22 protein-coding genes, 1 tRNA gene and 1 pseudogene are annotated in these 24,468 nt (G+C 63.6%); 9 read left to right on the forward strand and 15 right to left on the reverse strand.

What is annotated here, in order from left to right:
* The first annotated feature begins 177 nt into the window (after nucleotides 1-177).
* From G4223_RS09235 to G4223_RS09245, 3 genes and pseudogenes are all read left to right on the forward strand, one after another.
* Nucleotides 178-1,233: an AbrB family transcriptional regulator gene (locus G4223_RS09235; protein ID WP_163678288.1), complete on the forward strand. Its 1,056-nt coding sequence runs from the start codon at nucleotides 178-180 to the stop codon at nucleotides 1,231-1,233.
* A gap of 117 nt (nucleotides 1,234-1,350) precedes the next feature.
* Complete coding sequence (locus G4223_RS09240; protein WP_163678290.1) at nucleotides 1,351-2,004, forward strand: TetR/AcrR family transcriptional regulator; 654 nt, start codon at nucleotides 1,351-1,353, stop codon at nucleotides 2,002-2,004.
* A gap of 349 nt (nucleotides 2,005-2,353) precedes the next feature.
* Nucleotides 2,354-2,791, forward strand: a pseudogene (locus G4223_RS09245) (IS5 family transposase); the annotation flags it as partial.
* A 231-nt stretch (nucleotides 2,792-3,022) separates the two neighbouring features.
* Here the strand turns inward: G4223_RS09245 and G4223_RS09250 are convergent.
* The 3 genes from G4223_RS09250 to G4223_RS09260 all read right to left on the reverse strand — a co-directional run bounded on the left by G4223_RS09250 (nucleotide 3,023) and on the right by G4223_RS09260 (nucleotide 3,924).
* Nucleotides 3,023-3,098 (reverse strand) — tRNA-Glu (locus G4223_RS09250).
* Between the two features lie 33 nt (nucleotides 3,099-3,131).
* The gene (locus tag G4223_RS09255; RefSeq protein ID WP_241004050.1) at nucleotides 3,132-3,584 is read right to left on the reverse strand and encodes a M67 family metallopeptidase; all 453 of its coding nucleotides are present in this window, start codon (nucleotides 3,582-3,584) and stop codon (nucleotides 3,132-3,134) included.
* Nucleotides 3,585-3,594: 10 nt separating this feature from the next.
* Nucleotides 3,595-3,924 carry a hypothetical protein gene (locus G4223_RS09260; RefSeq protein ID WP_163678295.1) on the reverse strand — a complete coding sequence of 110 codons (330 nt, stop codon included), beginning with the start codon at nucleotides 3,922-3,924 and terminating at the stop codon, nucleotides 3,595-3,597.
* Nucleotides 3,925-3,961: 37 nt separating this feature from the next.
* Between G4223_RS09260 and G4223_RS09265 the strand changes: the two genes are divergently transcribed.
* Together G4223_RS09265 and rpoH are read left to right on the forward strand one after the other, a co-directional pair.
* Nucleotides 3,962-4,942: an RluA family pseudouridine synthase gene (locus G4223_RS09265; protein ID WP_163678297.1), complete on the forward strand. Its 981-nt coding sequence runs from the start codon at nucleotides 3,962-3,964 to the stop codon at nucleotides 4,940-4,942.
* A 150-nt stretch (nucleotides 4,943-5,092) separates the two neighbouring features.
* Complete coding sequence (rpoH, locus tag G4223_RS09270; protein WP_163678300.1) at nucleotides 5,093-5,959, forward strand: RNA polymerase sigma factor RpoH; 867 nt, start codon at nucleotides 5,093-5,095, stop codon at nucleotides 5,957-5,959.
* Between the two features lie 67 nt (nucleotides 5,960-6,026).
* Here the strand turns inward: rpoH and G4223_RS09275 are convergent, their stop codons facing one another.
* A complete protein-coding gene (locus G4223_RS09275; RefSeq protein ID WP_163678303.1) occupies nucleotides 6,027-6,275 on the reverse strand; it encodes a hypothetical protein in 249 nt (82 codons plus the stop codon).
* Between the two features lie 127 nt (nucleotides 6,276-6,402).
* Complete coding sequence (locus tag G4223_RS09280; RefSeq protein ID WP_163678306.1) at nucleotides 6,403-7,842, reverse strand: DUF294 nucleotidyltransferase-like domain-containing protein; 1,440 nt, start codon at nucleotides 7,840-7,842, stop codon at nucleotides 6,403-6,405.
* 521 nt (nucleotides 7,843-8,363) lie between these two features.
* On the opposite strand from G4223_RS09280, the gene G4223_RS09285 reads away from it, so the two are divergent.
* Together G4223_RS09285 and G4223_RS09290 are read left to right on the forward strand one after the other, a co-directional pair.
* On the forward strand, nucleotides 8,364-8,657 hold the full coding sequence (locus G4223_RS09285; RefSeq protein ID WP_163678310.1) for a DUF485 domain-containing protein: 294 nt from the start codon (nucleotides 8,364-8,366) through the stop codon (nucleotides 8,655-8,657).
* Entirely contained in the window at nucleotides 8,657-10,345 is a 1,689-nt protein-coding gene (locus tag G4223_RS09290; RefSeq protein ID WP_163678313.1) for a cation acetate symporter, read from the forward strand. Before G4223_RS09285 ends, G4223_RS09290 begins: the two co-directional genes overlap by 1 nt.
* A gap of 196 nt (nucleotides 10,346-10,541) precedes the next feature.
* On the opposite strand, the gene G4223_RS09295 is transcribed toward G4223_RS09290, so the two are convergent.
* From G4223_RS09295 to efp, 3 genes are all read right to left on the reverse strand, one after another.
* On the reverse strand, nucleotides 10,542-11,648 hold the full coding sequence (locus tag G4223_RS09295) for an OmpA family protein (RefSeq protein WP_163678317.1): 1,107 nt from the start codon (nucleotides 11,646-11,648) through the stop codon (nucleotides 10,542-10,544).
* A 211-nt stretch (nucleotides 11,649-11,859) separates the two neighbouring features.
* Nucleotides 11,860-12,666, reverse strand: coding sequence for an inositol monophosphatase family protein (locus G4223_RS09300; RefSeq protein WP_163678320.1), 807 nt, complete (start codon nucleotides 12,664-12,666; stop codon nucleotides 11,860-11,862).
* Nucleotides 12,667-12,750: 84 nt separating this feature from the next.
* Nucleotides 12,751-13,314: an elongation factor P gene (efp, locus tag G4223_RS09305; protein ID WP_163678325.1), complete on the reverse strand. Its 564-nt coding sequence runs from the start codon at nucleotides 13,312-13,314 to the stop codon at nucleotides 12,751-12,753.
* Nucleotides 13,315-13,552: 238 nt separating this feature from the next.
* On the opposite strand from efp, the gene G4223_RS09310 reads away from it, so the two are divergent.
* The gene (locus tag G4223_RS09310; protein WP_163678327.1) at nucleotides 13,553-14,353 is read left to right on the forward strand and encodes a hypothetical protein; all 801 of its coding nucleotides are present in this window, start codon (nucleotides 13,553-13,555) and stop codon (nucleotides 14,351-14,353) included.
* Here G4223_RS09310 and G4223_RS09315 read toward each other — a convergent pair whose 3' ends face one another.
* A complete protein-coding gene (locus tag G4223_RS09315) occupies nucleotides 14,354-15,418 on the reverse strand; it encodes a lysine-2,3-aminomutase-like protein (RefSeq protein ID WP_205762452.1) in 1,065 nt (354 codons plus the stop codon).
* A gap of 20 nt (nucleotides 15,419-15,438) precedes the next feature.
* Between G4223_RS09315 and epmA the strand changes: the two genes are divergently transcribed.
* On the forward strand, nucleotides 15,439-16,497 hold the full coding sequence (epmA, locus tag G4223_RS09320) for an EF-P lysine aminoacylase EpmA (protein ID WP_163678329.1): 1,059 nt from the start codon (nucleotides 15,439-15,441) through the stop codon (nucleotides 16,495-16,497).
* Here the strand turns inward: epmA and G4223_RS09325 are convergent, their stop codons facing one another.
* From G4223_RS09325 to G4223_RS09350, 6 genes are all read right to left on the reverse strand, one after another.
* Nucleotides 16,498-16,884: an RrF2 family transcriptional regulator gene (locus G4223_RS09325; RefSeq protein ID WP_163678332.1), complete on the reverse strand. Its 387-nt coding sequence runs from the start codon at nucleotides 16,882-16,884 to the stop codon at nucleotides 16,498-16,500.
* Complete coding sequence (locus tag G4223_RS09330; RefSeq protein ID WP_163678335.1) at nucleotides 16,881-17,207, reverse strand: Hpt domain-containing protein; 327 nt, start codon at nucleotides 17,205-17,207, stop codon at nucleotides 16,881-16,883. The genes G4223_RS09325 and G4223_RS09330 overlap by 4 nt, the downstream gene beginning before the upstream one ends.
* A gap of 51 nt (nucleotides 17,208-17,258) precedes the next feature.
* Entirely contained in the window at nucleotides 17,259-18,938 is a 1,680-nt protein-coding gene (locus tag G4223_RS19955) for a methyl-accepting chemotaxis protein (protein WP_163678337.1), read from the reverse strand.
* 127 nt (nucleotides 18,939-19,065) lie between these two features.
* Entirely contained in the window at nucleotides 19,066-20,787 is a 1,722-nt protein-coding gene (locus G4223_RS09340) for a putative bifunctional diguanylate cyclase/phosphodiesterase (protein ID WP_163678339.1), read from the reverse strand.
* Between the two features lie 258 nt (nucleotides 20,788-21,045).
* Nucleotides 21,046-22,695, reverse strand: a complete 1,650-nt coding sequence (locus G4223_RS09345; protein WP_241004051.1) for a putative transporter — start codon at nucleotides 22,693-22,695, stop codon at nucleotides 21,046-21,048.
* Between the two features lie 159 nt (nucleotides 22,696-22,854).
* Nucleotides 22,855-24,468: a YfbK domain-containing protein gene (locus tag G4223_RS09350; protein ID WP_163678340.1), complete on the reverse strand. Its 1,614-nt coding sequence runs from the start codon at nucleotides 24,466-24,468 to the stop codon at nucleotides 22,855-22,857.

The following is a 24,468-nucleotide window of genomic DNA, read 5'->3' on the forward strand; positions in this document are numbered from 1 at the left end:
TGCTCAGACGCATCTGAATGCGTCTGAGCACTAGGTTTGCCTTTGGCGGCTGCGTCTCCGGCGCAAGCCAGGCTCAACCGCCGCTCGGGCTTGGTGCATTGAAGCATCTGAATGCTTCAATGCACTAGGAATTATCCCTGTGGCGGCAATCCGCCACTTGCGCTAAACCTGCCGGCCATGAGTGGATTTTCCCTGCCATCCCGTCCGCGCCTGCACTGGGCGGGATTGCTGATGGTGTCGCTGGTGCTGGCCGGCCTGCTGGAATGGGCGGCGTTTCCCGCCGCCTTGCTGTTGGGGCCCATGCTGGCGGCCATCGCCTTCGGCGTCGGCGGCACCTCGATCCGGACACCGCGCTGGAGCTTCACCGCCGCCCAGGCGTTGATCGGCTGTCTGATCGCCCATTCCTTCACGCCGTCCATCCTGGTCACCGTGGCGGCGGGCTGGGACATGTTGTTGCTGGTGGTATCCACCACCATCGCCGCCGGAGCGGCGGTGGGATGGGTGCTGACGCGGGCAAAGGTGTTGCCCGGCACCACCGCCGCCTGGGGATCGTCGCCGGGCGGCGCCTCGGCCATGGTCGCCCTGGCCGCCGAATTCGGAGCCGACGTCCGTCTGGTCGCCTTCATGCAATATCTGCGGGTGGTGGTGGTGGTGCTGACCGCTTCGGCGGTCACCCGCCTGTTCGTCGGTTCCGCGCCTCCCCCTCCCTCCGCCGCCGACATCTGGGTTTTGCCACCATTTCTGCCCTTTATCGCGACACTGGCGATCGCCGCGATCGGTGCGGTGCTGGCGCTCAGAATGCGGGTGCCGGCCGGCGCCATGATCGGCCCCATGGTTCTGGGAACCGCCCTGCACGCCGCCGGTCTGGTCGAAATCGTCTTGCCGCCATGGCTGATGGGACTGGCCTATGCCGGTTTGGGCTGGACCGTGGGGCTGGGCTTCAACCGCGCCATCTTTCTTTATGCCCTGCGCGCGGTTCCCAAGCTGTTGCTGGCGACCTTCCTGCTGATCGCCCTGTGCGCCGCCTCGGCATGGCTGCTGACGCTGGTGCTGCACATCGACCCGCTCAGCGCCTATCTCGCCACCTCTCCTGGGGGGCTCGATTCCATCGCCATCATCGTGGTCGGCAGCCATGCCGACGCCCCGTTGGTGCTGGCGGCCCAGACATTGCGACTGTTCCTGGTGCTCGCCACCGGACCCGCGCTGGCCCGGTTGATTGCCCGCCACGCCTGAACATCCCAACAAAGGAACATCCAGAATCCAACAAGGGGGTGGAACCCCTACGAAAGGCATGGTAATGATGCTGACAGGGGTTCTTGCTTGAGTAAGATTTAAAATAAGACGGGAACCATGGGTAACAGCGCCAACCAAGACAAGATTCGCCGCCGCCTGCCTCGCTCGGAACGCGAGCGGCTGATCGTCGATGAAGCCATCCGCTTCTTCGCCGAAGTGGGCTTCGAGGGCCAGACCCGCGCGCTGGCGCAACGCCTGGGCGTGACCCAGCCGTTGCTTTACCGCTATTTCCCGGACAAGGAAGCGCTGATCGAACGTGTCTACCAGGAGGTGTTCGAGGGCGGCTGGGATCCGGCCTGGGAACAGGTCCTGACCGACCGTTCGCGTCCGCTCGCCGCCCGACTGCACGACGTCTACCGCCTTTACACGCTCGAGAACTTCACGTTCGAACGGGTCCGGCTGTTCATGTTCGCCGGTCTCAAGGACCGCGCCATCGCTAGCCGGTATCTGACCTTCCTGCGCGACCACCTGTTCATCCCGCTGGCGTGCGAAGTCCGCGCGACAGCCGGTCTGGACACCGTCACCCCGCCGACCGAGGCCGAGATCGAAGCCGCCGCCGGCTTGCATGGCGCGGTGGGATACGTGGGATTGCGTCGCTGGGTCTACCAGACCGCCGTGCCGATCAACGTCGAGGAAGCGGTTTCCGCGTTGATCGAGACCTTCGTCGCCGGTGCGCCGGGGGCAGCCAGGATGCTGGCGGAAAAGGGCTGATACCGGTTCCACGAATTTCCGACTCGCGGAACCGGTTTGCGCTCATGTGTGGACGGCTCCTGCGTTGCAAGGGGAATTCGACGTTTTTCGCGACCGAGTTGGGTGCAGTCATGTGTCCGGCCTGTTTGTGCGGTTCGCCACAGCGCCTCGAAAGCCGGTGAATGCTTGTCGGTCCTGTATGGATCGAGGATAGGCACGCCGGCCCTCACAAGCCCGTGAGACACATCCCGCTCTGCACAAAGGGCCGCTTGTTGATCCGGGAATGTGCTAGGTTCTGTTGACAATAATGATTCCCCAAATGCTGCCGTTGTGATTCAAGATTCCTGCCGGGATAGGAGGCCGGCGATGGATGGCACGACGGGAACTTCGGGATGATCAGTGGGAGCAGATAGCGGTATTCCTGCCTGGCAAAGCGACGGATCGGGGCGTCACGGCCAAGGATAACCGGCTGTTTGTCGATGCGGTCTTATGGATCGCGAGAAGTGGGGCGCATTGGCGCGAATTGCCGGAGATGTTCGGCAACTGGAACAGCGTGTTCGCCCGCTACAATCGTTGGGCCAAGAGTGGCGTCTGGGAGCGGGTTTTCCAGGCACTTTCCGGTGATCCCGACTTCGAATACGTCTTGATGGACTCGACTATCGTTCGCGCTCACCAGCACCGTGCCGGAGCAAAAGGGGGGATGCGCAGGCGGAAGCCATTGGCCGTTCCCAGGGAGGGCTGACGACCAAGGTACACACCTTGACCGATGCCTTGGGCAACCCGGTTCGGTTCATCTTGACCGGCGGCAACGAAGCCGACTGCACGCAGGCACTTCCCCTGATTGAAGGTATTGGTCCTGCCGATGAGGACATGAGGGGTAATCATGCGGAAGCACCAGCCGGTGCCTTGGCCGCGTGGTTGGAAGAGATAATCGGTGTCCAGCATGTCGGTATCAGCCATGACAGTGTTGTACAGCGCGGACAACATGCCGTTCAACGGCGAGGCGATTTTTGCTGGAAAATCAACAACTTACGAATATTGGCGTCCCCACGGGGATTCGAACCCCGGTTGCCGCCGTGAGAGGGCGGTGTCCTAGGCCTCTAGACGATGGGGACGTCTTCGGCGCGAGGTCCGCTTTATGCCGAAACTCAGGTCGGGGCGCAAGCACTTTTTTTGGGGATTCGCATGGGCACCGTGCGAAACGCATTGCGCCGTTCGTCAAGGCGATGCGCCGCCACGTGGATAGCCTGTCCTTGCAAGACACCGACGATCACCCAGGCCATGTCCGGCTCGAACGCCGAAACCCGGTCCACGGCCGAAGGCTCGCTTGTTCCGTCGGGGTGAGAGTGGTAATGGCCGACGATGCGGTCCTTGCTCCCCGCCTCGCGCAGGTCGCGCTCCACCTTGATGCGGACCGCCGGGTCCAGCTCGAAACGGTCGCCGGTGGCGGCCAGAAGGTTGGGGGCCGGCACGATGGCGGTGACACGTACCAATTGCCCCTTGCCGCGTCCAATGATCAGGCCGCAGGCCTCGGCCGGATAGGCGGCCTCGGCGGCGTCGACCATCACCTTGAGAAAAGCCGCGTCGGTCTGCAAGATCATGGCGCGCTCCTCAGCGTCCGGCCGGAGCCTCGGGAGTGAGGACGAAAGACCCCGCCACCCGTCCCGTCGCCGGATCCAGCACCAACAGGCGGTCGCCGCCGCCCGACAGGCGGACCACCACGCGCTCGCCCGCCACCAGGGTCTGTTCGATCCGGCTTCCGGCGGGCACCGGCACGACGACCGCGCCGAAATCGCTGGCGTCGGAAACCGTCGCCGCCGGGCGGGGTTTCCCCACCTTGCCAGCGGTGTTGGACAATCCCCAGCCCAGCACAGCCAGGCCGGCCACCAAAAGAACGCCCATGAACGCAACCAGAGCCTTGATCGCCTTGATGCCTTGCACTTCAATCCCCGCACGCCAATTCACGAAAAGAAAACCGATGTCCGCACAAACCACCTTGTTGACCCCCACCCCCGCCACCGCGGAAGAAGTGGGACAACGCCTGGACAAGTGGCTGTCGGCCCGGTTGCCCGAGCTGTCGCGCACCCGCGTCAAGGCATTGATCGAACAAGGCCTCGTCACCTCGGCCGGAGCGACCATAGCCGACGCCTCGGCCAAGGTCAAAGCCGGCCAGGACTTCACCGTCGCCGTCCCCCCAGACGCCCCCGCCGAGCCCGAGGCACAGCCCATCGCGCTGACGGTGGTGTACGAGGATGACGACCTGATCGTCATCGACAAGCCCGCCGGCATGGTCGTCCACCCCGCCCCCGGCAGCCCCGACCAGACCCTGGTCAACGCGCTGCTGGCCCATTGCGGCCAGTCGCTGTCGGGGATCGGCGGCGTCCGCCGTCCCGGCATCGTGCACCGTATCGACAAGGATACCAGCGGCCTGTTGGTGGTGGCCAAGAACGATCGCGCCCACCATGGTCTGTCCGAACAATTCGCCGCCCATTCGCTGGAGCGGGCGTACAAGGCGCTGGTCTGGGGACTGCCCACCCCCCCCAATGGCGACATCGAAGGTGCCATCGGCCGGTCCCCCCAGGACCGCAAGAAAATGGCCGTGGTCAGCCATGGCGGTAAGCACGCCCACACACATTACCGCGTCATCCGGCCATTGGCCGGCGGCGTGGTCAGCCTGGTGGAATGCCGGTTGTCCACCGGCCGCACCCACCAGATCCGCGTCCACATGACGTCGATCGGCCATCCGCTGGTCGGCGATCCGCTCTATGGCCGCTCACGCAGTGCCAAACTCAAGGCCCTACCAGAATCCGCCCGCTCCGCCCTGGCTACCTTTCCACGCCAAGCGCTTCATGCCTATCTTTTAGGGTTTATCCATCCGGTCAGTGGGGAGAGACTAAAGTTTGAGAGCGACGTCACAAGCGATTTCAGTAACTTAATTTTTGAATTAGATGGTGTATAAAATTTAATATACCCGAGCTATGCAGTATGGCATTCTCTTCTTGGTTCTGATGTGATAGTGAATCACAAGGGCGAGCCCGGCTCGGTTCGCCCCATGCGCGGGAAGGCTCCCCCCCCTTCGCCGCCCGCGCCGAGAAGAGGAGACCGCGAGATGACGGCCATATCTCCCACCTTGTCCCTGGCTCCCGAGGGCAACCTGACGCGTTATCTTCAGGAAATTCGCCGCTTTCCCATGCTGGCGCCGGAAGAAGAGTACATGCTGGCCAAGCGTTATCGCGACCATGACGACGCCAGCGCCGCCAACCGTCTGGTCAACAGCCATCTTAGGCTGGTGGCCAAGATCGCCATGGGCTATCGCGGCTACGGCCTGCCGCTGGGCGAGCTGATTTCCGAGGGAAACGTCGGCATGGTCCAGGCGGTGCGACGCTTCGACCCGGAAAAGGGTTTCCGCCTGGCGACCTATGCCATGTGGTGGATTCGCGCCTCGATCCAGGAATACATCCTGCATTCGTGGTCTTTGGTGAAGATGGGCACTACCGCCGCCCAGAAAAAACTGTTCTTCAACCTGCGCAAGCTGAAGGGCCAGATGCAGGCCATCGAGGACGGCGACCTTCCCCCCGAGACGGTGCGCGCCATCGCTGAGCGACTGGACGTCAGCGAGGAGGAGGTGGTCAACATGAACCGCCGTCTCGCCAGCCCCGACCACAGCCTGAATGCCCCCGTGCGCGCCGACGGCGAAGGGGAATGGCAGGATTGGCTGGTGGACGAACGCGTCGATCAGGAGACGGAACTGGCCGAACGCCAGGAACTTGGGCGTCGCCGCAACCTTCTGACGTCGGCACTCAAGCAATTGAACGAACGCGAGCGCGACATCCTGACCCAACGCCGCCTTCAGGAAAATCCGGTGACGCTGGAGGACCTTTCGCAACATTACGGCATCAGCCGCGAACGGGTCCGCCAGATCGAGGTCCGCGCCTTCGAGAAGTTGCAGAAATCCATCAAGACCGCCGCCCCCTGAGAACCGGCAACGAAAAAGCCCGGGGTTGCGACCTCGGGCTTTTTTCGTGAGTCTGACAACAGACAGATCAGAGGAACTTGTCCAACGCCTTGTCCACCAGATCGACGTTGCGCGGATGATGCAAGGTGATGTCGCCGGCATCCGATTCCACGGTCACCCAGGCGTTGTGGCCGTTGTCTTTCACCAGCACGGAAATGATGGTGAAGGGAGTGTCATGCCGGGTGATTTGCAGGGAAACGCCGTCAGCCTGAAACCGCCGCTCGCCCTCGTGCGGCAACGCCGCCATCAGACGGCGGAACATGGGCTTGGTACGCATTGTCGCGAGTCCAAGAAGTTTGTAGATGCAAGAATCCTACGCCCCGCACCCTACCTTCACCACCCGACAAATCGCATGGGGCCATGCAATATGGCCCTGCGCCGCTGCGGGACGGTAAAGTCCGCCCTTACCCCGCCACCCCACAAATGTATTTCAAGGTCCGCAGACGTTTGAACGCCCACCGCAGACGGTTACGCATCTGCTTGCCGAAACGCTTGGGGTCGATGTTGGCCGATGGCTTGAGGCCGGCGGCCAGATCGGCCAATTGCTGGTCGAGCATCATGCGCATGACCACCTCGCGGATTTCCAGGAAATCGCGCCAGTCGTCCTCGTGCAGCATCTCGCGCTCTTTCAGCGCGGTGTAACGTTCGTCGGTGCCGGTCTGCATGACCAAGGCACGGATGGCCCGGAACCGCGCCGCCGACACCAGCGGCAACAAACCGAATTTCTTGGCGTTCAGCCGCCCCTGCTTGGTGACGAACTCGCCGAAGAACCCCAGCGACACCTCCATCTTGGCCACGTGCTGGGCCAGATATTGCATGAAGAACGCCGATTGCGACGCCTTTTCCACCGCATAGGCCCGCAGTTCCTCGGCCAGGGCACGGTCACCCCACACCGGCTGGAAATCGAAGAAGATGTCGCAATACATGACGGTCTGGTTCTCGACCGAATAAACCCAGTGATGGACCTCGTCCTTCCACTCGTCCAGGTTCTTGCGCCACTTGCTCTCACGCGCCATCACGCCGCCGTCGCAGAACGGAATGCCGGCGTCGTTCAGCATCTGGTTGACACGCTTGCCCAGTTCGGCGAACCACACGTCGTCGGCCGGCCCGCCGCGATGGACGATGGCGTTATCCTGGTCGAACACCAGCAGGCTTTCACCGCGTCCGGCCGATCCCAGGACCAGCATGGCATACGGTGCCGGCGCGGCACCCCAGCCATCCTCGGCCATGGAAGCTTCGGCCAGTTCGGTGGCGCGTGCGGTCAGGTCGCGGATGACCAGGGCGATGACCGACGCGATATTGCGCGCCGACACCCCCTCGACCAACAGGCCGCGCGCCAGTTTCGGCAACGCCGCCATGGCGGCGGCCATGTCTTCCGCCCCCCGCGCCTCGTGCACCGAATCACCCAAGGCCAGGGCGTCGTTGGCGCGAACCTTCAAAAGGGCACGACCGGTCACCATGCCGATGGGACGGCTGTCGGCATCCACCACCACCAGATGACGCAGGCCCATGCGGTTCATCTTGCCCAACGCCACATAGACGAAGGCATCACCGTCCACCGCCGCCACCGGCCGGCTCATCACCTGACCAAGGGTGGTGTCAAGACCACGCGCGCCCTCAGTGGACAAGATCCGCAACAGATCGCGCTCGGTCAGGATGCCGATCGCCCGGCCCATTTCGTCGACACCGACGATCGAAGAGACCCGCGCCTCGTACATGCGGTCGACCGCATCCTTGAGCGACAGGCCGCCGGATGCGGTCAGAACCGGCGTACTCATCACCTCGTGCAAGCGATGCTGGTAGGGAAAACTGTCGATGCGGGCCAAGGCGGCGACGTCGTTCATGGAGAGATCACCATAGAGGCTGGTGGGATGTTCGCAACCGGGACGATATTGCAGAACAGGTCATTGCAAGCGCAAACGTATTTTTCCAAAAGTGTCGCTTGAGAACACATTTGGGCGGATATTTCTGTCATTCAGCGACAATGGACAGTCCCGGATCCTGAACAGGAAGGCTTATTGAGGAAACTCACGGGAAAGATATCAGAGAGACTGAAAAAAGACCGCAATCATTCTTTCGCATTGCACTGCAAAATGCCTTCGCAGGCAGAATCACAGCCCAACAACCAATCTCAAGACACAATGGTATGGAGTTGACGGCAAGATAGACTGGTGTTAATGACATGGGAAGCCTCAGGTATGCCGAGGGGCTATGCTGCAAACGCATAGGTCAATCGGTCCTACCACTTGGAGCGCCAATCGAGCCGACACCAAGATCGGCGACAGAAAACAACGAAGCCGTCCGCGAACGCAGGACGGCTCAGATAGTGGAGGGTCAATTGTCACAAGCACCTCACAATCAAGCGATGCATGACCACATCAGGAACAACCCAAAGTTCCACGAGCTTGTCACGAAGCGCACGTCCTTCGCCTGGACGTTGACGGCCATCATGCTGATCATCTATTTCGGCTTCATCCTCCTGATCGCCTATGGCAAGGCTTTCCTCGGGACCTCGCTGTCCGGCGGCACCACCACCATCGGTTTCCCCATCGGCGTCGCGGTCATCCTGTCGGCCATCGTGCTGACCGGCATTTACGTCCGTCGCGCCAACGGTGAATTCGACGAACTCAACCGCCAGATCATCGAGGAATCCCGCTGATGAAGATGCTGAAGACCGCATTCGCGGCCGCTACGCTCGCCGCCGGCGGGCTGATGGCCGCCACCACCACCGCCCTTGCGGCCGGCGCCGACATGGGCGCGGCCGAAAAGCAAGCCACCAACTGGCATGCCATCGTGATGTTCGTCATTTTCGTCGGCATCACCCTGGGCATCACCTATTGGGCCGCGCGCAAGAACAAGACCGCGGCTGACTTCTACGCCGCCGGTGGCGGCATCACCGGTTTCCAGAACGGTCTGGCCATCGCCGGCGACTACATGTCGGCCGCGTCGTTCCTGGGTATTTCCGCCCTGGTGTACGGATCGGGCTTTGACGGCCTGATCTTCTCGGTGGGCTGGCTGGTCGGTTGGCCGATCATCCTGTTCCTGATCGCCGAACGCCTGCGCAACCTCGGCAAGTTCACCTTCGCCGACGTGGCATCCTATCGCCTTGCCCAAGGCCCGGTCCGCATCTTCGCGGCCACCGGCGCCCTGATCGTCGTGATCTTCTACCTGATCGGCCAGATGGTCGGCGCCGGCCAGCTCATCAAGCTGCTGTTCGGCCTGGACTATATGATCGCGGTCGTCGTGGTCGGCGCGCTGATGATGATCTACGTGACCTTCGGCGGCATGACCGCCACCACCTGGGTCCAGATCATCAAGGCCTGCCTTCTGCTGGGCGGCGCGACCTTCATCGCGCTGGGTGTGATGAGCCACTTCGGCTTCTCGTTCGAGGCCCTGTTCACCAAGGCGGTCGAGGTCCATCCCAAGCACGGCGCCATCATGGCCCCCGGTTCGCTGGTGACCAATCCAGTCGACGCCATCTCGCTGGGCCTGACCCTGATGTTCGGCACCGCCGGCCTGCCGCACATCCTGATGCGCTTCTTCACCGTGCCGAACGCCAAGGAAGCCCGCAAGTCGGTCTTCTACGCCACCGGCTTCATCGGCTACTTCTACATCCTGACCTTCATCATCGGCTTCGGCGCCATCACCCTGGTGGCCACCGATCCCCAGTACATCGACGCGGCCAAGGGTGGTCTGGCGCTCAAGGGCGGCGGCAACATGCCCGCCATCTGGCTGGCGCACGCCATCGGCGGCGACATGTTCCTGGGCTTCATCTCGGCGGTCGCCTTCGCCACCATCCTGGCGGTGGTGTCGGGTCTGACCCTGGCTGGCGCCTCGGCCATCTCGCATGACCTCTATGCCAACGTGTTCGCCCGTGGGCGCACCACCGAGGCTTCGGAAGTCCGCGTCTCCAAGATGGCCTCTCTGGGCCTCGGCGTCATCGCCGTGATCCTGGGCATCATCTTCGAAAGGCAAAACGTCGCGTTCATCGTGGCTCTGACCTTCTCCATCGCCGCCTCGGCCACCTTCCCGGTGCTGGTGATGGCGATGTTCTCGAAGAACCTGACCACCCGCGGCGCCGTCATCGGCGGTTACATCGGCCTGATCGGCTCGGTGGGCTGCGTGATCCTGTCCAAGGTGGTGTGGGTCCAGAGCTTCGGTTTCGCCGACCCCATCTTCCCGTTCGTGTACCCGACCCTGTTCACCATGCCCGCCGCCTTCATCGGTTGCTGGCTGTTCTCGGCGCTCGACAACTCGCCGCGCGCCCAGGCTGAACGGGCTGCCTACCCCGCCCAGGCCATCCGGTCCGAGACCGGTCTGGGTGCCGAAGGTGCTGCCTCCCACTAAGGGTCGCACGTTCCAACATTCTTCGAAGAATAAACTTGGCCGCCGGCTTACCCCCGGCGGCCCTTTTTATGTGGAACACCGCCAGGCGAAGTGGGGAGCCGGAATTGGAAGGCGCCCCTTCCTCGCCAATCCGGGATAAACCAAAAGAAAAACCCCGCTCGAACCGAGCGGGGTTTTCCGTAACCTGTCCTTGGGATCAGCGGTTGACCAGCACCGCGTCCACACGATCCGGGGAACCGCTGCCCTCGAACTTGTTGCCCAGCGCCCGCACCTCGATCCGGGTGGAGCGCAGGCCCTTGTCCATCAGGTACTTGCGGACCTCAAGCGCACGCGACAACGACAGCCGGCGGGCCTTGGACGCGCTGGCGTCGTCGCCGTCGGCATAGGCCATCAACTGCAAGCCCAGGCCTTCATCCTTGAGCATGCGCTTGGCCAAGAGGTCCAACTCGCCGCGCGAAGCGTCGGACAGACGCGCGCTCTCGACCGAGAACGGCACCGTCAAGGTGTCGCCACGAAACGCCGACGGGGCCGAAACCGGCGCGGCGGGCGGCAGCGCCGCAACTTCCTGGGCCTTTTGTTCGACCGCCGCAACCACCTCGGTCTTGGCCGCCGGCAAGGGTGGGGGCGTCAACGCCATCGGAGGCAGCGCCGCCACTTCCGCCTTGGGAAGTTCGACCTTGGGGGCCTCGACCTTCGGAATCTCTATTTTCGGAGCTTCGACCTTCGCCAACTCCACCTTCGGCGGCTCAGCCTTGGGAGCGGCAACCTTGGACGCCTCAACCTTGGGCACTTCGGCCTTGGCCTCGACAACCGGCGCGGCCTTGGGCAATTCGGGCAACGACACCTGCGGCCCCGTCACGGCCGGCTCGCTCATCTGGGGCTTGGCCGGCGGTTGAGCCGCCGGCTTGGCCTCCTGGGACGACTGGACCAAATCGGCCATGCTGTCGGCCGAGGCCGACGCCGGCACCACCGAAGACTTCTTGGCCGGCTTGGGCGCGGCCTTGGCCGACTTGACGGTTTTGGGCGTCTTGGCATAAGGCTGGGCACCAGCCTTGTAAGGCCGGTACTGCACGCCCTGGCTGGCGGAGGAACGCGGCGCCACCTGCGGCTGCGACGGCGCGACACCGTCCGCCTTCAGCATATCCGCCAAAGTAGGTTGATGCCCCAGGCTGTCGAGCACCGACCAATTAACCTCGACACTGGGGCGGCTGTTGCCGCCGATCACCACCTGGGCCGACGCCGGCAGCGCCACAGCGGTCATCACCGCACCATAGGCCAGAACTCGCCAACTCGACCGCTTCATGGGACGGCACCCCCCGCTCAAAAGACAACTGGCGGCAAGACTAACCGATGGCTGACTCCGCTACAACAGCATGTTGCCGAAAACGCCACAGGCGTTGCCAGGATGTCACGGAAACGGGCAAGAAAAAGCAAAATCGAGGTCCCAAAGAACCTGCGGGCGGAACATGAGGTTCCGCCCGCATCATTGGAATCATTCAGAAGTCAGCAGCGGATCAGCCCGCCCCACCCCGTGCCTTCTTGAGCAGCGACACCAGCTTGGACTGAAGATGGTCGTTGGCGGCCACCACGTCGCAGGTCGCCAGCACGTCGGGCTTGCCGTCCATGTCGGTGACATAGCCTCCGGCCTCGCGCACCAGGACGATACCGGCGGCGATGTCCCACGGCTTGAGCCCGCGTTCCCAATAACCGTCGCAACGGCCCGCCGCCACATAGGCCAGATCCAGCGACGCGGACCCGAAACGGCGCAGACCGGCACAGGAATCCATCGCCACCTCCAATTCCTTCATGAACTCGTCACGGCCGGGACGTCCACGATGGGGAATGCCGGTGGTCAGCACCGCCTCTTCCATCTTGCGGCGCGCGGAGACGCGCAAACGCCAGTCGTTCAGATAGGCGCCGCCCCCCTTCTCGCCATGGAACATGGAATCGGAAATGGGTTCGTACACCACGCCAGCGACCAGTTCGCCGTCGCGTTCCAGACCGATGGAAATGGCGAAATGGGGAATGCCGTGGATGAAGTTGGTGGTGCCATCGATGGGGTCGACGATCCAGCGATGGCTCTTGTCATCGCCGGCCACCTCGCCGCCTTCCTCGAGCAGAAAGCCGAAACCGGGCCGCGCCTTCTTCAATTCCTGGCGCAGCACCTTCTCCGCCTGAAGATCGGCCGAGGTGACGAAATCAGCCGTGCCCTTCATGGACACCTGCAACTTCTCGACCTCGCCGAAGTCGCGCACCATACCGCGGCCTGCCTTGCGGGCGGCGCCCATCATCACGTTGAGAATGGCGGAACGGACGATCACGGCGGAAACTCCTTGGAACCTGAAAAATACGAAGCCGCTCCTTGGAACAATGCCCAAGGAGCGGCCATTTCACCACAAAATCGCTTACTTGGCGCGCTCGACGTAGGAACAGTCGCCGGTGTTGACGACGATCTTTTCGCCCTCGGCGATGAACGGCGGCACCAGGATCTTGAGACCGTTCTCAAGCTTGGCCGGCTTGTACGACGACGACGCGGTCTGGCCCTTGACCACCGGGTCGGCCTCGACCACCAGCATGACCACCTTTTCCGGCAAGGAGACCGACACCGGCGACCCTTCGATGAAATCCACGGCGACCTGCATGCCGTCTTGCAGGAAGGCGGCGGCTTCGCCCAGAACCTCGGTCGGCACGGTGAACTGTTCGAACGATTCCTGATCCATGAAGGTCAGGTGCTCGCCGTCGACGAACAGGAAGGTGCAGTCCTTTTCCTCGACGTTGCACTTTTCCACGGTGTCGGCGGTGCGCCAGCGCTCGTTGGTCTTGGTGCCGGTGCGGATGTCGCGCATTTCGACGGTGATGAAGGCGCCGCCCTTGCCCGGCTGGACGATAGCGGTCTTGAGCACGGCCCACTGGCGGCTGTTGTGCTCGATGATGTTGCCGACACGAATCAGGTTGGCGTTGATCTTCATGTGATGAAATCTCGACGGGCTTGCGGGAAATTGGCGCGGAACCTAGCAGGTTGGCCGTCATAAGGCAACCCACGCGCACCAGACGCGCACGCTGCCTGCCAGAACCTGCGACTTTCGTCGGTTTTTTGGCCTCGCCGGCCTTTCCCCACAAAGCACGGCCACGTACAATCCCTTTGTATTGGGGGCTCCTTCGTAATGGGGGAATGGACGGATGGCCGAAGGAGGGGGAAAACAGACCATGCGACGTTTGCTGATCGTCACGGCCTGCCTTGTCGCCAGTTGGCCCGTTCCCGGCCTGAGCGACGAAGGGCGATGGTGGGACTTCGCCGGCACCAAGGTCAGCATCGACAAGCAGGCCGACGGCAGCGAGCGCGCCACCATCCGACGGGATGGCGCCGAACCGGTGGTCATCGATTCCCGCGCCATGCGGGTCCGCGAACCGGCCGGCCTCAACGTCACCGGCGGCGACACGCCGCAACTGGTGCTGACCACCTGGTCAGGCGAGGAAGGGTGCTGCTACAGGGTCCATCTGGTGGAGTTGGGGGAACCCCCCCACCTGATCCAGTCCTTCGACCTGGGACGCAGCGACATCGACATCTTCAACCAGTTCGACGACGACCCGGCGCTGGAGATCGGCCTGCCGGACTGGAGCTTCGCCGGATGGCCGCATGGTTTCGCCTTTACCCCGGTTCCGCGCGTCATCCTGCACTGGGATGGCCAGCAATACGTCCCCTCGGCCAAGTTGATGCGGGCCGGCATCATGCTCTATCAGATGCAGGAACGCCGCCAACCCAACAGCGCCGAGGAAACGGCCGGCGCCATCTTCAAGGACACGCTCGACATGATCTATGCCGGGCGCATGAAGGCGGCCCGGACCCTTCTCCGGCAATTGCTGCCGCGAACCAAGGAAAACAAGGTCCTTGAGCGGGCGTTCTTCGACTGCAAGCTGCCGGCCAGCCCATGGTGGCCGTTCGTCGCCAGCCTCAACAACCTTCCGGCCAAGCCGCCAAGCGCCAGTTGCAGCGCCGAACAAAGCTGATCATCGCGGGGGATAGGGGTGCCTGCGGCCCCGCCAGTCGGTCACCTCCCCCCTTTCCTCGTCCCAGAATTCCGGCATCAGCGGCACCTTGCCGGCCCCGCCGGGAATGTCGAGGACATAGGTCGGCTGGGCGATGCCGGTCAGACGCCCCCGCAATTGCCGCATGATCGCCTGACCTTCGGCGATACTCAGGCGGAAATGTCCGGTTCCCCGCGCCAGATCGGGATGGTGCAGGTAATAGGGCCGCACCCGGTTGCGAACCAGGGCCCGGAACAGTTCCTCCAGCGTCTCGGCGCTGTCGTTGACGCCTTTCAGCAACACCGTCTGCGACACCAGCGGAATGCCAGCATCGGCCAGACGGCGCAACCCCCGGCGGGCAACCGGCGACAATTCGCGGGCGTGGTTGACGTGCACCGACACCCACACCGCCAGATCCGAATCGGACGACGGCCGCAACGCCCCCGCCAGTACCGGGGTAACGCGCTCGGGATCGGCCACCGGGATGCGCGAATGGAAGCGCAGCACCTCCACATGACCGATGCGTTCGACACGCTCGACCAACTCGGCCAGACGGTTGGGCGGCAGCATCAGCGGGTCGCCGCCGGTAACGACGATCTCGCGCACCCCCGGCTTGCCCGCGACATAGGCCAACGCTTCGTCCAACTCGGCCGAAGACAGGGTGCCGTCGGCGTCGCCGACCATGTCGCGCCGGAAACAAAAGCGGCAATAGACCGGGCAAACCATGATCGGCTTCAGCAACACCCGATCCGGGTAACGGTGGACGATCCCCTTGACCGGGCTGTAGGCTGCGTCGCCAATGGGATCGGCCCGTTCCTCGGGCGCGACCTCCAACTCGGCCGCCGAGGGAACGAACTGGCGCGCCACCGGATCGGCCGGATCATTCAGGTCGATCAAATCGGCCAAGGTGGGCGTCAGGGCGATCACGCTGTTGCGGGCGACCCGTTCCAGCGCGGCACGCGCCGCCGGCGGGGCCAGACCGGCCTCGACCAATTCGGCGGGGGTGCGAAGCGAGCGGCGGCGGATGGGTGTAGGTTCGGAAGACATCGCTATTGGATAGAGGATTTATGGACCAAGGCAAAGAGTGGTGGCGCCCCGAGATTTTCGCAACCCGGCGGGACGCCCTCAGGAAACGCCAGCGGGTGCTGACGGCGGTACGCGGTTTCTTCGCCGAACGCGACTTCGACGAGGTCGAGACCCCTTGCCTTCAGCTTAGCCCCGGCCTCGAACCGCACCTCAAGGCCTTCGCCACCCGTCTGGAAGACCCATGGGGAGAGGCGCCCGGCACGCTGTACCTGCACACCAGTCCCGAATTCACCATGAAGAAGCTGCTGGTGGCCGGGGTCGAGCGGCTGTACCAGATCGCCCGCGTGTTCCGCAACGGCGAACGCTCGGCAACCCACCATCCCGAGTTCACCATGCTGGAATGGTATCGCGCCGGCGGCGACCTCGGGCAATTGATGGACGACACCGAGGAACTGGTGCGCATCTGCGCCCGCGCCGCAGGGGCCACCCACATGGAGCACCAGGGCCGCATCTGCGACCCGTTCCTTAACTGGCGGCGGCTGTCGGTGGCCGACGCCTTTTTCGACTATTGCGACATGGACGTCCTGGCGACCGCTCCCGATCCCATGAACCCCGAGCGCGACCTGATCGCCCGCGAGGCACGGCGGCTGGGCATCTCGGTCTCGGAGGGCGACCGCTGGGACGACATCTTCTTCAAGATCATGCTGGACCGCATCGAACCCCATCTGGGATTCGGCGTGCCCGTGATCCTGCATTCCTATCCGGTGTCCATGGCCGCACTGGCGCGGCCGTCGCCCGCCGACCCACGCGTGGCCGAACGTTTCGAGGCCTATGGCTGCGGCGTCGAATTGTGCAACGCCTTCGGCGAATTGACCGACGCCACCGAACAGCGCCGCCGCTTCCAAGCCGACATGGACCTGAAACAGGCCCTTTACGGCGAGCGCTATCCTATCGACGAGGATTTCCTGGCGGCCCTGGCCGCCGGCATGCCCGATTGCGCCGGCATCGCGCTGGGGCTGGATCGGCTGATCATGCTGCTGTGCGGCGCCGGCAGCCTGGAACAGGTGCTGTGGGCGCCGGTGACGAAGTTTGGCAGTTGATCAGGCCAGATCGGCCAGCGTCTTGCGATCCAGAACCCCCAGAAAGGCCGAAAGCGCGTCGCTCACCAGCCCCGTCAGCTTGCAGTGCGGAATGGGGCAACAGCCCGGTCCTTCCAGACACGGCAGCAGGATCAGGTTTTCCTCTTCCCGCACCAAGGTTCCGATATTGATGTCGGCGGGATCACGCGCCAGCCGAAGCCCGCCGTTCTTGCCCCGTACGGTGGTGAGGTAGCCCAGTTCCGACAGACGCCGGACGATCTTTTTCAGATGTTCCGAGGAAATGTCGTAAAAATCGGCGACCTCGCGCACGGTGCAGACACGTTCACGCCGGGCCGCTAGGTACAACAGCAAACGCAAGGAAAAGTCGGTAAACTGGGTGATCTTCATGACTGCCCCGCAGCAGGAAGCTGCCCGTATACCGCAAGTTGGTTTGATCGTTCAATCACTTGCGCACAAAGGTCTGCCATGCCTTCCGCGCATCCATCCATGGCCATCCGTTCAAGGCGGCTCAAAAGATCGTAAAGATGGTCCTCGCCGAACAACCCGGCCTTGCCCCGCATGGCGTGGGCATGCTCGCCCATCTCTTCCAGGGAACCTCCCAACAAACCGGACAGCGTCGCCGAGTCCTTCAACATCTCGGCGACGAATTGCGGCAACAAATGCTCCAGCCCTTCGGGGATGTTGGGTGGAGGGGGCATGACTTCGGACATGTCGGGGGGGCCTCCGGCATCCTCGTTGAAACACCCGATGATAGCATCCGTTCAGGCGGCCTTCACCCGTCCCAGGAAATTCTGGACGATGTGATGCAAGTCGCTGGTCCGGGTCGCCAGTTGCTCGGCCGCCTGCAACACCGCGTCGGCGGCGGAATCGGTTTCCACCGCGGCTTCCTCGACCTCGACGATGGTGGCCGTCACCGACTGGACACCCATCGCCGCCTGGTTGACGTTGCTGGCGATTTCCGAGGTCGCCGCGCCTTGTTCCTCGACGGCGCTGGCGATGGTGGTGGAAATCTCGTTGATCTGGCCGATGGTGCCGGTAATGCTGCCGATCACCGCGACCGCCTCGCGGGTGGATTCCTGGACGGCGGTCACCTGGACGGCGATGTCCTCGGTGGCGCGGGCCGTCTGATTGGCAAGGTTCTTGACCTCGCCGGCCACCACGGCGAAGCCCTTTCCGGCCTCGCCGGCGCGGGCCGCCTCGATGGTGGCGTTCAGGGCCAACAGATTAGTCTGGCTGGCGATATCGTTGATCAGCCCGACCACCTCGCCGATCCGCTGGGCCGCCTCGGCCAGGCTGCGGACCTTGAGGTTGGCCCGTTCACCCTCGTCGGCGGCGGCACGCGCCACACCCGAGGCGTCGGCCGTACGACGGGCGATCTCGGAAATCGAGGACGACAATTCCTCGGTGGCCGACGCCACCGTCTGCACGTTGGTCGACGCCTCCTGAGCGGCCGCAGCCACCGACGCGGCCTGTTCCTGGGCGCGGCCGGCGGTACCGGTCAAAGCCCGCGCGGTGCCCGACAGGGATGTCGCGGCACCGGTCAGCGCCGCCACCACGTCCGATACCTGAGCGTCGAACTCACGGGTCATTTCTTCGATGGCGATGGCACGCCGTTCACGCGCCTTTTGCGCTTCGGCTTCGCGGGCGGCCAGTTGCTCGCCCTGGACCATGCTGTCGCGGAACACGGCAACGGCGCGCGCCATGGCGCCGATTTCGTCGCCGCGCTCGGTATTGGAGATTTCCACCGTCAGTTCACGGGCCCGCAACCGGTCCATGACACCGGTGATGCACCGCAACGGATGGGCGATGCCGCGGGTGGCGATCAGCCACGATACCAGGACACCCAAGGCGATGCCCCCCACCAGCACCGACAGGTTCAACGTCCGCGCCCAGGTGTAGGTGGTTGCCAGACCGGCGGTATGCGTCTCGATGTCGGCGGCATTGGCCTTGGCGAAACGATCAATCGACACGTTGAGGGACTGACGGCTTTTGCGGTTGGCGTCGTTGTCGCCATATTCGCGGGCTGCGGCGGGACCTTCCTCGCGGCCGATGCGCACGGTCTCGCGGCGGAACTGGACGAAATGGTTCGCCGCCGCCGTCAGATTGGCGAAATCCTCACGCTGTTCCGGCAGGATCAGCGGCTCCCATTGCCGCAGCTTTTCCTCGATCCGCGTCAGATTGGCCAACAGGGGCTTGCCGAATTTCTCGACGTCGGCAGCATTCGTTCCCATGTAGACGCCACGAGAATCCATCACCACCGCCAGGACCAGGGCGTTGACTTCCTCGCCCAGCAAGGCGCGGGCGGCGGCGTCGCGCATCTCTTCGGCCCGGCTCATGAAGGTGCCGAGCACCCCGAGGCCAATCAGCCCCACCGTCCCGGAAACGGCCGCCATCAAGGCGACGATGAGATAAATCTTGGCGGCGATTCCGAAGCTGCGCATGGCCTCCTCCCTTAAGTACACGTCCCTAAGAGAGCTAGCGTACCACTTTGGTTTTAATCAGCGGATTACCCAAAAGTCGGAGAATACAAATAAATGGCACGAACATTTATCTGTGCACCGCACAATATCAACTTCGAGTTACGAAATCACGGAAGCGCTCCGAGACCAGGGGGGGGCTGAAACGATAGCCCTGGATCAAATCGCACTTTCGTTCCGCCAGAAAATTCATCTGTTCGTCCGTCTCCACCCCTTCTCCGACGATTTTCATGCCCAATGAATGGCCAAGGGCGATGATCGCCTCGATCAGGCGGGCGTCTTCGCCCCCCGCAAGGGCGCCGGCCACGAACGAGCGGTCGATCTTGAGGATGTCCACCGGGAAATGCTTGAGATAGGACAGGGACGCGTATCCGGTGCCGAAATCGTCCATCGCGATCTTCGCCCCCAGGTCGCGAATACGCCTGATCTTGCGCAACACCTCTTCGCCCGAGGCCAGCAACAGGCTTTCGGTGATTTCGATCGTCACCAGTTCGGGCGGCAGGCCGGTTGCCTGAAGGGCACATTCCAAGGCGCCGGCGATGTCGCCTTGCTGAACCTGACGCGGCGAGACGTTGATGGCGATACGCAAGGGATCGGAAACCAACGGCAGCCAACTCGCGGCCTCGCGGCAGGCGGCGGTCAACAACCAGTCGCCGATAGGCAGGATCAGGCCCATCTCTTCGGCCAAGGGCACGAATTGTTCGGGGCTGATCGCCCCGAGATAACGGTTGTTCCACCGCAACAACGCCTCGGCGCCGGCGGTCCGCCGCGTGGGCACGTCGATCACCGGCTGGTAAACCAAAGTGAACTCGTCGTGTTCCAGGGAATCCGACAACTCGCTGGCCAGACGCGACCGGGCCTGGGCACGGGCGTCCATGCTCGGCGTAAAGAAACGGAAGGTGTTGCGCCCCGCTTCCTTGGCCTTGCCGAGCGCGCTGGTGGAATTGCGCATCAGCGCCTCGACGTCCTCGCCGTCACCTGGCCACAGGCTGATGCCGATCGAACAGGAAATAAGAATCTGGTGTGCCTCGACCAGGAACGGTTCGGCCAGACATTCCAGCAAGGCGCGGCCAACCCGCTCGACCTCGTCCACCGAGTCGATGGCGGTCAGCACGGCGGTAAACTCGTCGCCTCCGAATCGGGCCAAGGTGTCGCCTTTGCGCAACGCTCCCTGGAAACGCCGCGCCGCCTCTTCCAGAACCTTGTCGCCGATGGTGTGCCCCAAGGTGTCGTTGATGTTCTTGAACCCGTCCAAGCCGACGAACATCAACGCGGCGCGCTGGTTGCCGCGACCGGCCTGAACCAGCGCCTGAAGCAACCGGTCCAGGAACAGGGAACGGTTGGGCAGGCGGGTCAGCGGGTCGAAATTGGTCTGGTGCCACAGCTTCTCGGCGGTGTCGCGCGCCTCCGAAACGTCGCGGAAAATTCCGACATGGCGGCGGATGTGGCCATGGTCGTCGCGCTCGGTGGCGATGGACATCCAGGCACGGTACACCTCGCCGGTCTTGCGGCGATTGTAAAGCTCGCCTTCCCAGCGGCCCTGGCGAGCCACCTCGGCCCACAAATGCTCGAAGAACGCCTGGTCATGGATGTCCGAGCGAAGGCAGCGGGGTGTCTGCCCCACCACTTCGGACATCTCGAAGCCGGTGACAACGGTAAAAGCCGGGTTGACGGCCAGGATGCGGTTGTCCGCGTCGGTGACCATGATGGCCTCGGCCGCCATGTCGAACACCGTGCGAAACAGGCGCAATTCGGCATTCTCGCGTTCAAGCCCGGCGATCCGTCCCAACTCGCCGTGGTCTTTCCGAACCATGCCGCCTCGTCTGAAAGTCGTAGACCGGGCCACAGGATAACCGGCTCAAACGGCGATGCAAGCGAAGTCATGCATGAATCGTCGAGTCAGGACGAATGCGTATATGACAGGCAGATGACAACCATGCTCGATTCGCATGCATGCACAACTTGTCATCATTCCAAGGCACAGGCATCATCACAGGCGAACGAAGCTTTTCGTTTATCTCCTGAACGGACGATGACGCGGCCCCACCCCCATGGGGCCGCGTTTTTCCGTTCATATCCCCCACAACACCAACGCCACCACCTGCGGCGCGACCACACGCAGCACCATCACCAGCGGATAGATCGCGGCATAGGACAGGATCGGCGCCTCGGACGTGGACATTCCCTGAGCGAAGGCCAAGGCCGGCGGATCGGTCATCGACCCGGCCAAAACGCCACACAGCGACAGGTAATTGAGCCGGGTCAGCCAATAGCCCACCACCGCCACCGTCACCAGCGGCACCAGCGTCACCGCCACGCCACAGGCCATCCACCTCAACCCGTCACCGAACAGCAAGGTATCGACGAACCCCTGGCCCGATTTGAGGCCGACGGCCGCCAGGAACAGGGCGATGCCGAAATCGCGCATCATGTGGTTGGCGGCCGGCGGCATGAACCACACCAAGGGTCCCACATGCCCCAGACGGGACAGGGCGATGGCCACCACCAGGGGGCCGCCGGCCAACCCCAACTGCACCGGCGCCGGCAACCCCGGAAGCATGACCGGCACCGAACCGGCCAGCATGCCCAGCGCGATCCCGATGAAGATCGGAATCATCTGGGTTTCCTGAAGCGCCTTGGAGCGGTTGCCGACCAGGGCGGCCACCGTGCCGAAGCCTTGAGGGTCGCCCACCACCGTCAGGATGTCGCCGAATTGCAGTTTGAGATGGGCGCCGGGGACCAGATCGTGGCCGGCGCGGCTGATACGGCTGATGACCAGATTGTGGTTGGCGCGGAAATTCAGTTCTCCCAGGCTTTTGCCCAACACCGCGGAATGGGTGACCACCATGCGTTCCCAGGCCACCTCCGTCGATTCCATGGTCTTGAGATCGACGTCGGCGATGGGACCGATCAGGCGTTTCAGCCGTTCGAGCTTGTTGCGCGGCCCGATCGCCAGCACCACGTCGCCTTCGGCCAGAACGTCATCGGCGCTGACCACGTGTTGGGAACCGTCATGCAGCACGCGCGACAGCACCACGCCCATTTCCTTGAGCTCGTCCAGATCACGCAACTGGCACCCGGCAACCGCCGGATTGCGCACCACCACGTTGACCGTTTCGACGGCGGTGTAGTTGGCGGCCTGTTCGGCCTCGAAATCCTGGGCCGCCCGCTCCGCGTTCAGGCGAAAGCCAACCCGCACCAGCAGCATGGTCAACAAGATGCCGACAATGCCGAACGGATAGGCCACGGCATAGGCTTGGCCCATCATCGCGCCGACATTGTTCACCCCCAACTGGTTCAACACCTGCTGCCCGGCGGCCAGCGACGGCGTGTTGGTCACCGCACCCGACAGGATGCCCAGGGCGGCCGGCAACTCGATCCCGACCACCAGATGGACGACCACCGCCGCCAGCGTGCCCGAGACGACGATGGCCACCGCCAGCACGTTCAGCACGATGCCGTCTTTCTTGAACGCCTCGAAAAAGCCGGGACCGACCGACACGCCGATGGCGTAGACGAACAGCACCAACCCGAATTCGCGGACAAAGGTCAGCATGTTGGCTTCCATGCCGATACCGAAATGGCCGAAGGCCAGACCGGCGAACAAGGCGCCACCCACCCCCAGCCGAACCCCGGCCACCTTGATCTGCCCCAACCCCAGACCCAGGGCGGCCACCGCCGACAACACCAAAAGCGCTTGCGCCACACCATGCATATGCATGCGGACTTCCCCCCGTTGCGATGCAAGATGGTTGGCGTGGCGCAGGCACTTCGGCAAGAGAAATCCGAATGATACTTGTTTCAGAAGTTCCCGACCCTTGGTCGGAAATTTCTTATCGGCCCTCGCCGGGCGCGGCCCTCCGGCCGCTTGGCCGCGGCGTCAGCGCAGGTCGCGGGCCGTGCGCATCAACTGCACCGCCTCGGCCCGCCAGCCATAAGGATCGGCACCGCGCGCGCCGTCGGCCAGGGCGATGGTGCGGTCCCATCCTTCGGCGCCGCCATTCCATTCGCCGCGCAGCAATTGGGCGTATCCCGCCACCGCCACCGAGAAACGCACATCGTCCGAAGCCTGGGCCAAGGTGGTGACTTCCTGGGCCCGGCCCACCGGCCAGTTGGAGACCCGGCTGTCCTTGGCGCCGGGCAGCTTGGCCCGCAATTTGATATACGCGTATTCCAGCGATCCCTCGTCCTGGGCTCTTTTGCCCTTTTTGCCGTAACGCAAGGGTTCGGTCAGGCGGGCGGAAGAATCCTTGGGGGTGAACTCGTAGATGGCGGTGACCGAATGGCCGCTGCCCAGATCGCCGGCATCCACCCGGTCGTCGCTGAAATCGGTTCTTTTCAGCATGCGGGTTTCATAGCCGACCAACCGGTATTCCGCCACCTGGGCGGGGTTGAACTCCACCTGGATCTTGGCGTCGTCGGCCAGCGGCACCATCGAGGCGCCAAGCTGTTCGATCCACAGCTTGCGCGATTCCTGGATGCTGTCCAGATAGGCCGCCTGACCGTTGCCGGCCTGGGCCAGACGTTGGGTCAACGCATCGTTCAAATTGTCGCGGCCGACGCCAAGCACCGTCAGATAGATGCCGGCGCGGCGCTGTTCCACCACCATGGCCTCGAGCGAGCGGTTGTCGGTGACACCGACGTTGAAATCGCCGTCAGTGGCCAGGACCACGCGATTGATCGCCTGGGGATCATACATCTGCCGCGCCAGTTCATAGGCGGTCTTGATGCCCTGGGCGCCGGCGGTGCCGCCACCCGCCCTCAATCCGTCCACCGCCGCCAGGATACGCGGCAATTCGGCCGCCGAAGTCGGCGGCAGCGCGACGGCGGAAACACCGGCATAGGTGACGATGGCCACCTTGTCGTCGGAACCAAGCCCCTCGCCCAGTTGGCGCAGGGATTTCTGGATCAGCGGCAGCCGGTCTTCGGGCGACATCGATCCCGACACATCGATCAGAAAGGTCAGGTTGGCCGGCGGCCGGCCGGTCCGGGCCACGTCCCAGCCCTTGAGCCCCACATGCAACAGCTTGGCGCCGTCCTTCCACGGCGACGGCGTCACCGTCAGCGTTGCCCCCAGCACGTCTTCACGCCGCTCGGGTGCCGGATAGGCGTAAGGAAAATAATTGACCATTTCCTCGACCCGCACCGCCTGCGGCGGCGGCTTGCGTCCCTCGCGCACCAGACGGCGAACAAAGGCGTAGGAGGCGGTGTCCACGTCAAGCGAGAACGTGGACACCGGCGCTTCCTCGACCACCTGCCAGCCGTTGGCGGCCGCGTCCGGGAAACGGGCGGTGTCCTGTTCCTGGAGCATGGCGCCCGGCAGAACGGCAAACATGGGCTTGGCGACGGGAGCGGCGGCCCGCGCGGACGACGGAGACGGAACCACCATACCGGCGGCGGACGACGCCTTTTCTTCCGGCGCGCTTTGGCAACCGGCCAGCAAACCGGCACTCATCAACACGGCCAATGCCGCGCCACCACCTTGTCTCACCAT

The sequence above is a fragment of the Magnetospirillum aberrantis SpK genome (assembly GCF_011022235.1).
GTDB lineage: Bacteria > Pseudomonadota > Alphaproteobacteria > Rhodospirillales > Magnetospirillaceae > Magnetospirillum > Magnetospirillum aberrantis.

Excerpts from the sequence above, each read along its gene's own strand:
- G4223_RS09350 (WP_163678340.1), bottom strand. The coding sequence starts at position 24,468 with ATGGTGAGACAAGGTGGTGGCGCGGCATTGGCCGTGTTGATGAGTGCC.
- G4223_RS09280 (WP_163678306.1), bottom strand. The coding sequence starts at position 7,842 with ATGAACGACGTCGCCGCCTTGGCCCGCATCGACAGTTTTCCCTACCAG.
- rpoH (WP_163678300.1), top strand. The coding sequence starts at position 5,093 with ATGACGGCCATATCTCCCACCTTGTCCCTGGCTCCCGAGGGCAACCTG.
- G4223_RS19955 (WP_163678337.1), bottom strand. The coding sequence starts at position 18,938 with ATGCGCAGCTTCGGAATCGCCGCCAAGATTTATCTCATCGTCGCCTTG.
- G4223_RS09290 (WP_163678313.1), top strand. The coding sequence starts at position 8,657 with ATGAAGATGCTGAAGACCGCATTCGCGGCCGCTACGCTCGCCGCCGGC.
- G4223_RS09240 (WP_163678290.1), top strand. The coding sequence starts at position 1,351 with ATGGGTAACAGCGCCAACCAAGACAAGATTCGCCGCCGCCTGCCTCGC.
- G4223_RS09330 (WP_163678335.1), bottom strand. The coding sequence starts at position 17,207 with ATGTCCGAAGTCATGCCCCCTCCACCCAACATCCCCGAAGGGCTGGAG.
- G4223_RS09265 (WP_163678297.1), top strand. The coding sequence starts at position 3,962 with ATGTCCGCACAAACCACCTTGTTGACCCCCACCCCCGCCACCGCGGAA.
- G4223_RS09295 (WP_163678317.1), bottom strand. The coding sequence starts at position 11,648 with ATGAAGCGGTCGAGTTGGCGAGTTCTGGCCTATGGTGCGGTGATGACC.
- G4223_RS09345 (WP_241004051.1), bottom strand. The coding sequence starts at position 22,695 with ATGCATATGCATGGTGTGGCGCAAGCGCTTTTGGTGTTGTCGGCGGTG.
- epmA (WP_163678329.1), top strand. The coding sequence starts at position 15,439 with ATGGACCAAGGCAAAGAGTGGTGGCGCCCCGAGATTTTCGCAACCCGG.
- G4223_RS09325 (WP_163678332.1), bottom strand. The coding sequence starts at position 16,884 with ATGAAGATCACCCAGTTTACCGACTTTTCCTTGCGTTTGCTGTTGTAC.
- G4223_RS09285 (WP_163678310.1), top strand. The coding sequence starts at position 8,364 with ATGCATGACCACATCAGGAACAACCCAAAGTTCCACGAGCTTGTCACG.
- G4223_RS09310 (WP_163678327.1), top strand. The coding sequence starts at position 13,553 with ATGCGACGTTTGCTGATCGTCACGGCCTGCCTTGTCGCCAGTTGGCCC.
- G4223_RS09340 (WP_163678339.1), bottom strand. The coding sequence starts at position 20,787 with ATGGTTCGGAAAGACCACGGCGAGTTGGGACGGATCGCCGGGCTTGAA.
- G4223_RS09235 (WP_163678288.1), top strand. The coding sequence starts at position 178 with ATGAGTGGATTTTCCCTGCCATCCCGTCCGCGCCTGCACTGGGCGGGA.
- G4223_RS09315 (WP_205762452.1), bottom strand. The coding sequence starts at position 15,418 with ATGTCTTCCGAACCTACACCCATCCGCCGCCGCTCGCTTCGCACCCCC.
- G4223_RS09255 (WP_241004050.1), bottom strand. The coding sequence starts at position 3,584 with ATGATCTTGCAGACCGACGCGGCTTTTCTCAAGGTGATGGTCGACGCC.
- efp (WP_163678325.1), bottom strand. The coding sequence starts at position 13,314 with ATGAAGATCAACGCCAACCTGATTCGTGTCGGCAACATCATCGAGCAC.
- G4223_RS09275 (WP_163678303.1), bottom strand. The coding sequence starts at position 6,275 with ATGCGTACCAAGCCCATGTTCCGCCGTCTGATGGCGGCGTTGCCGCAC.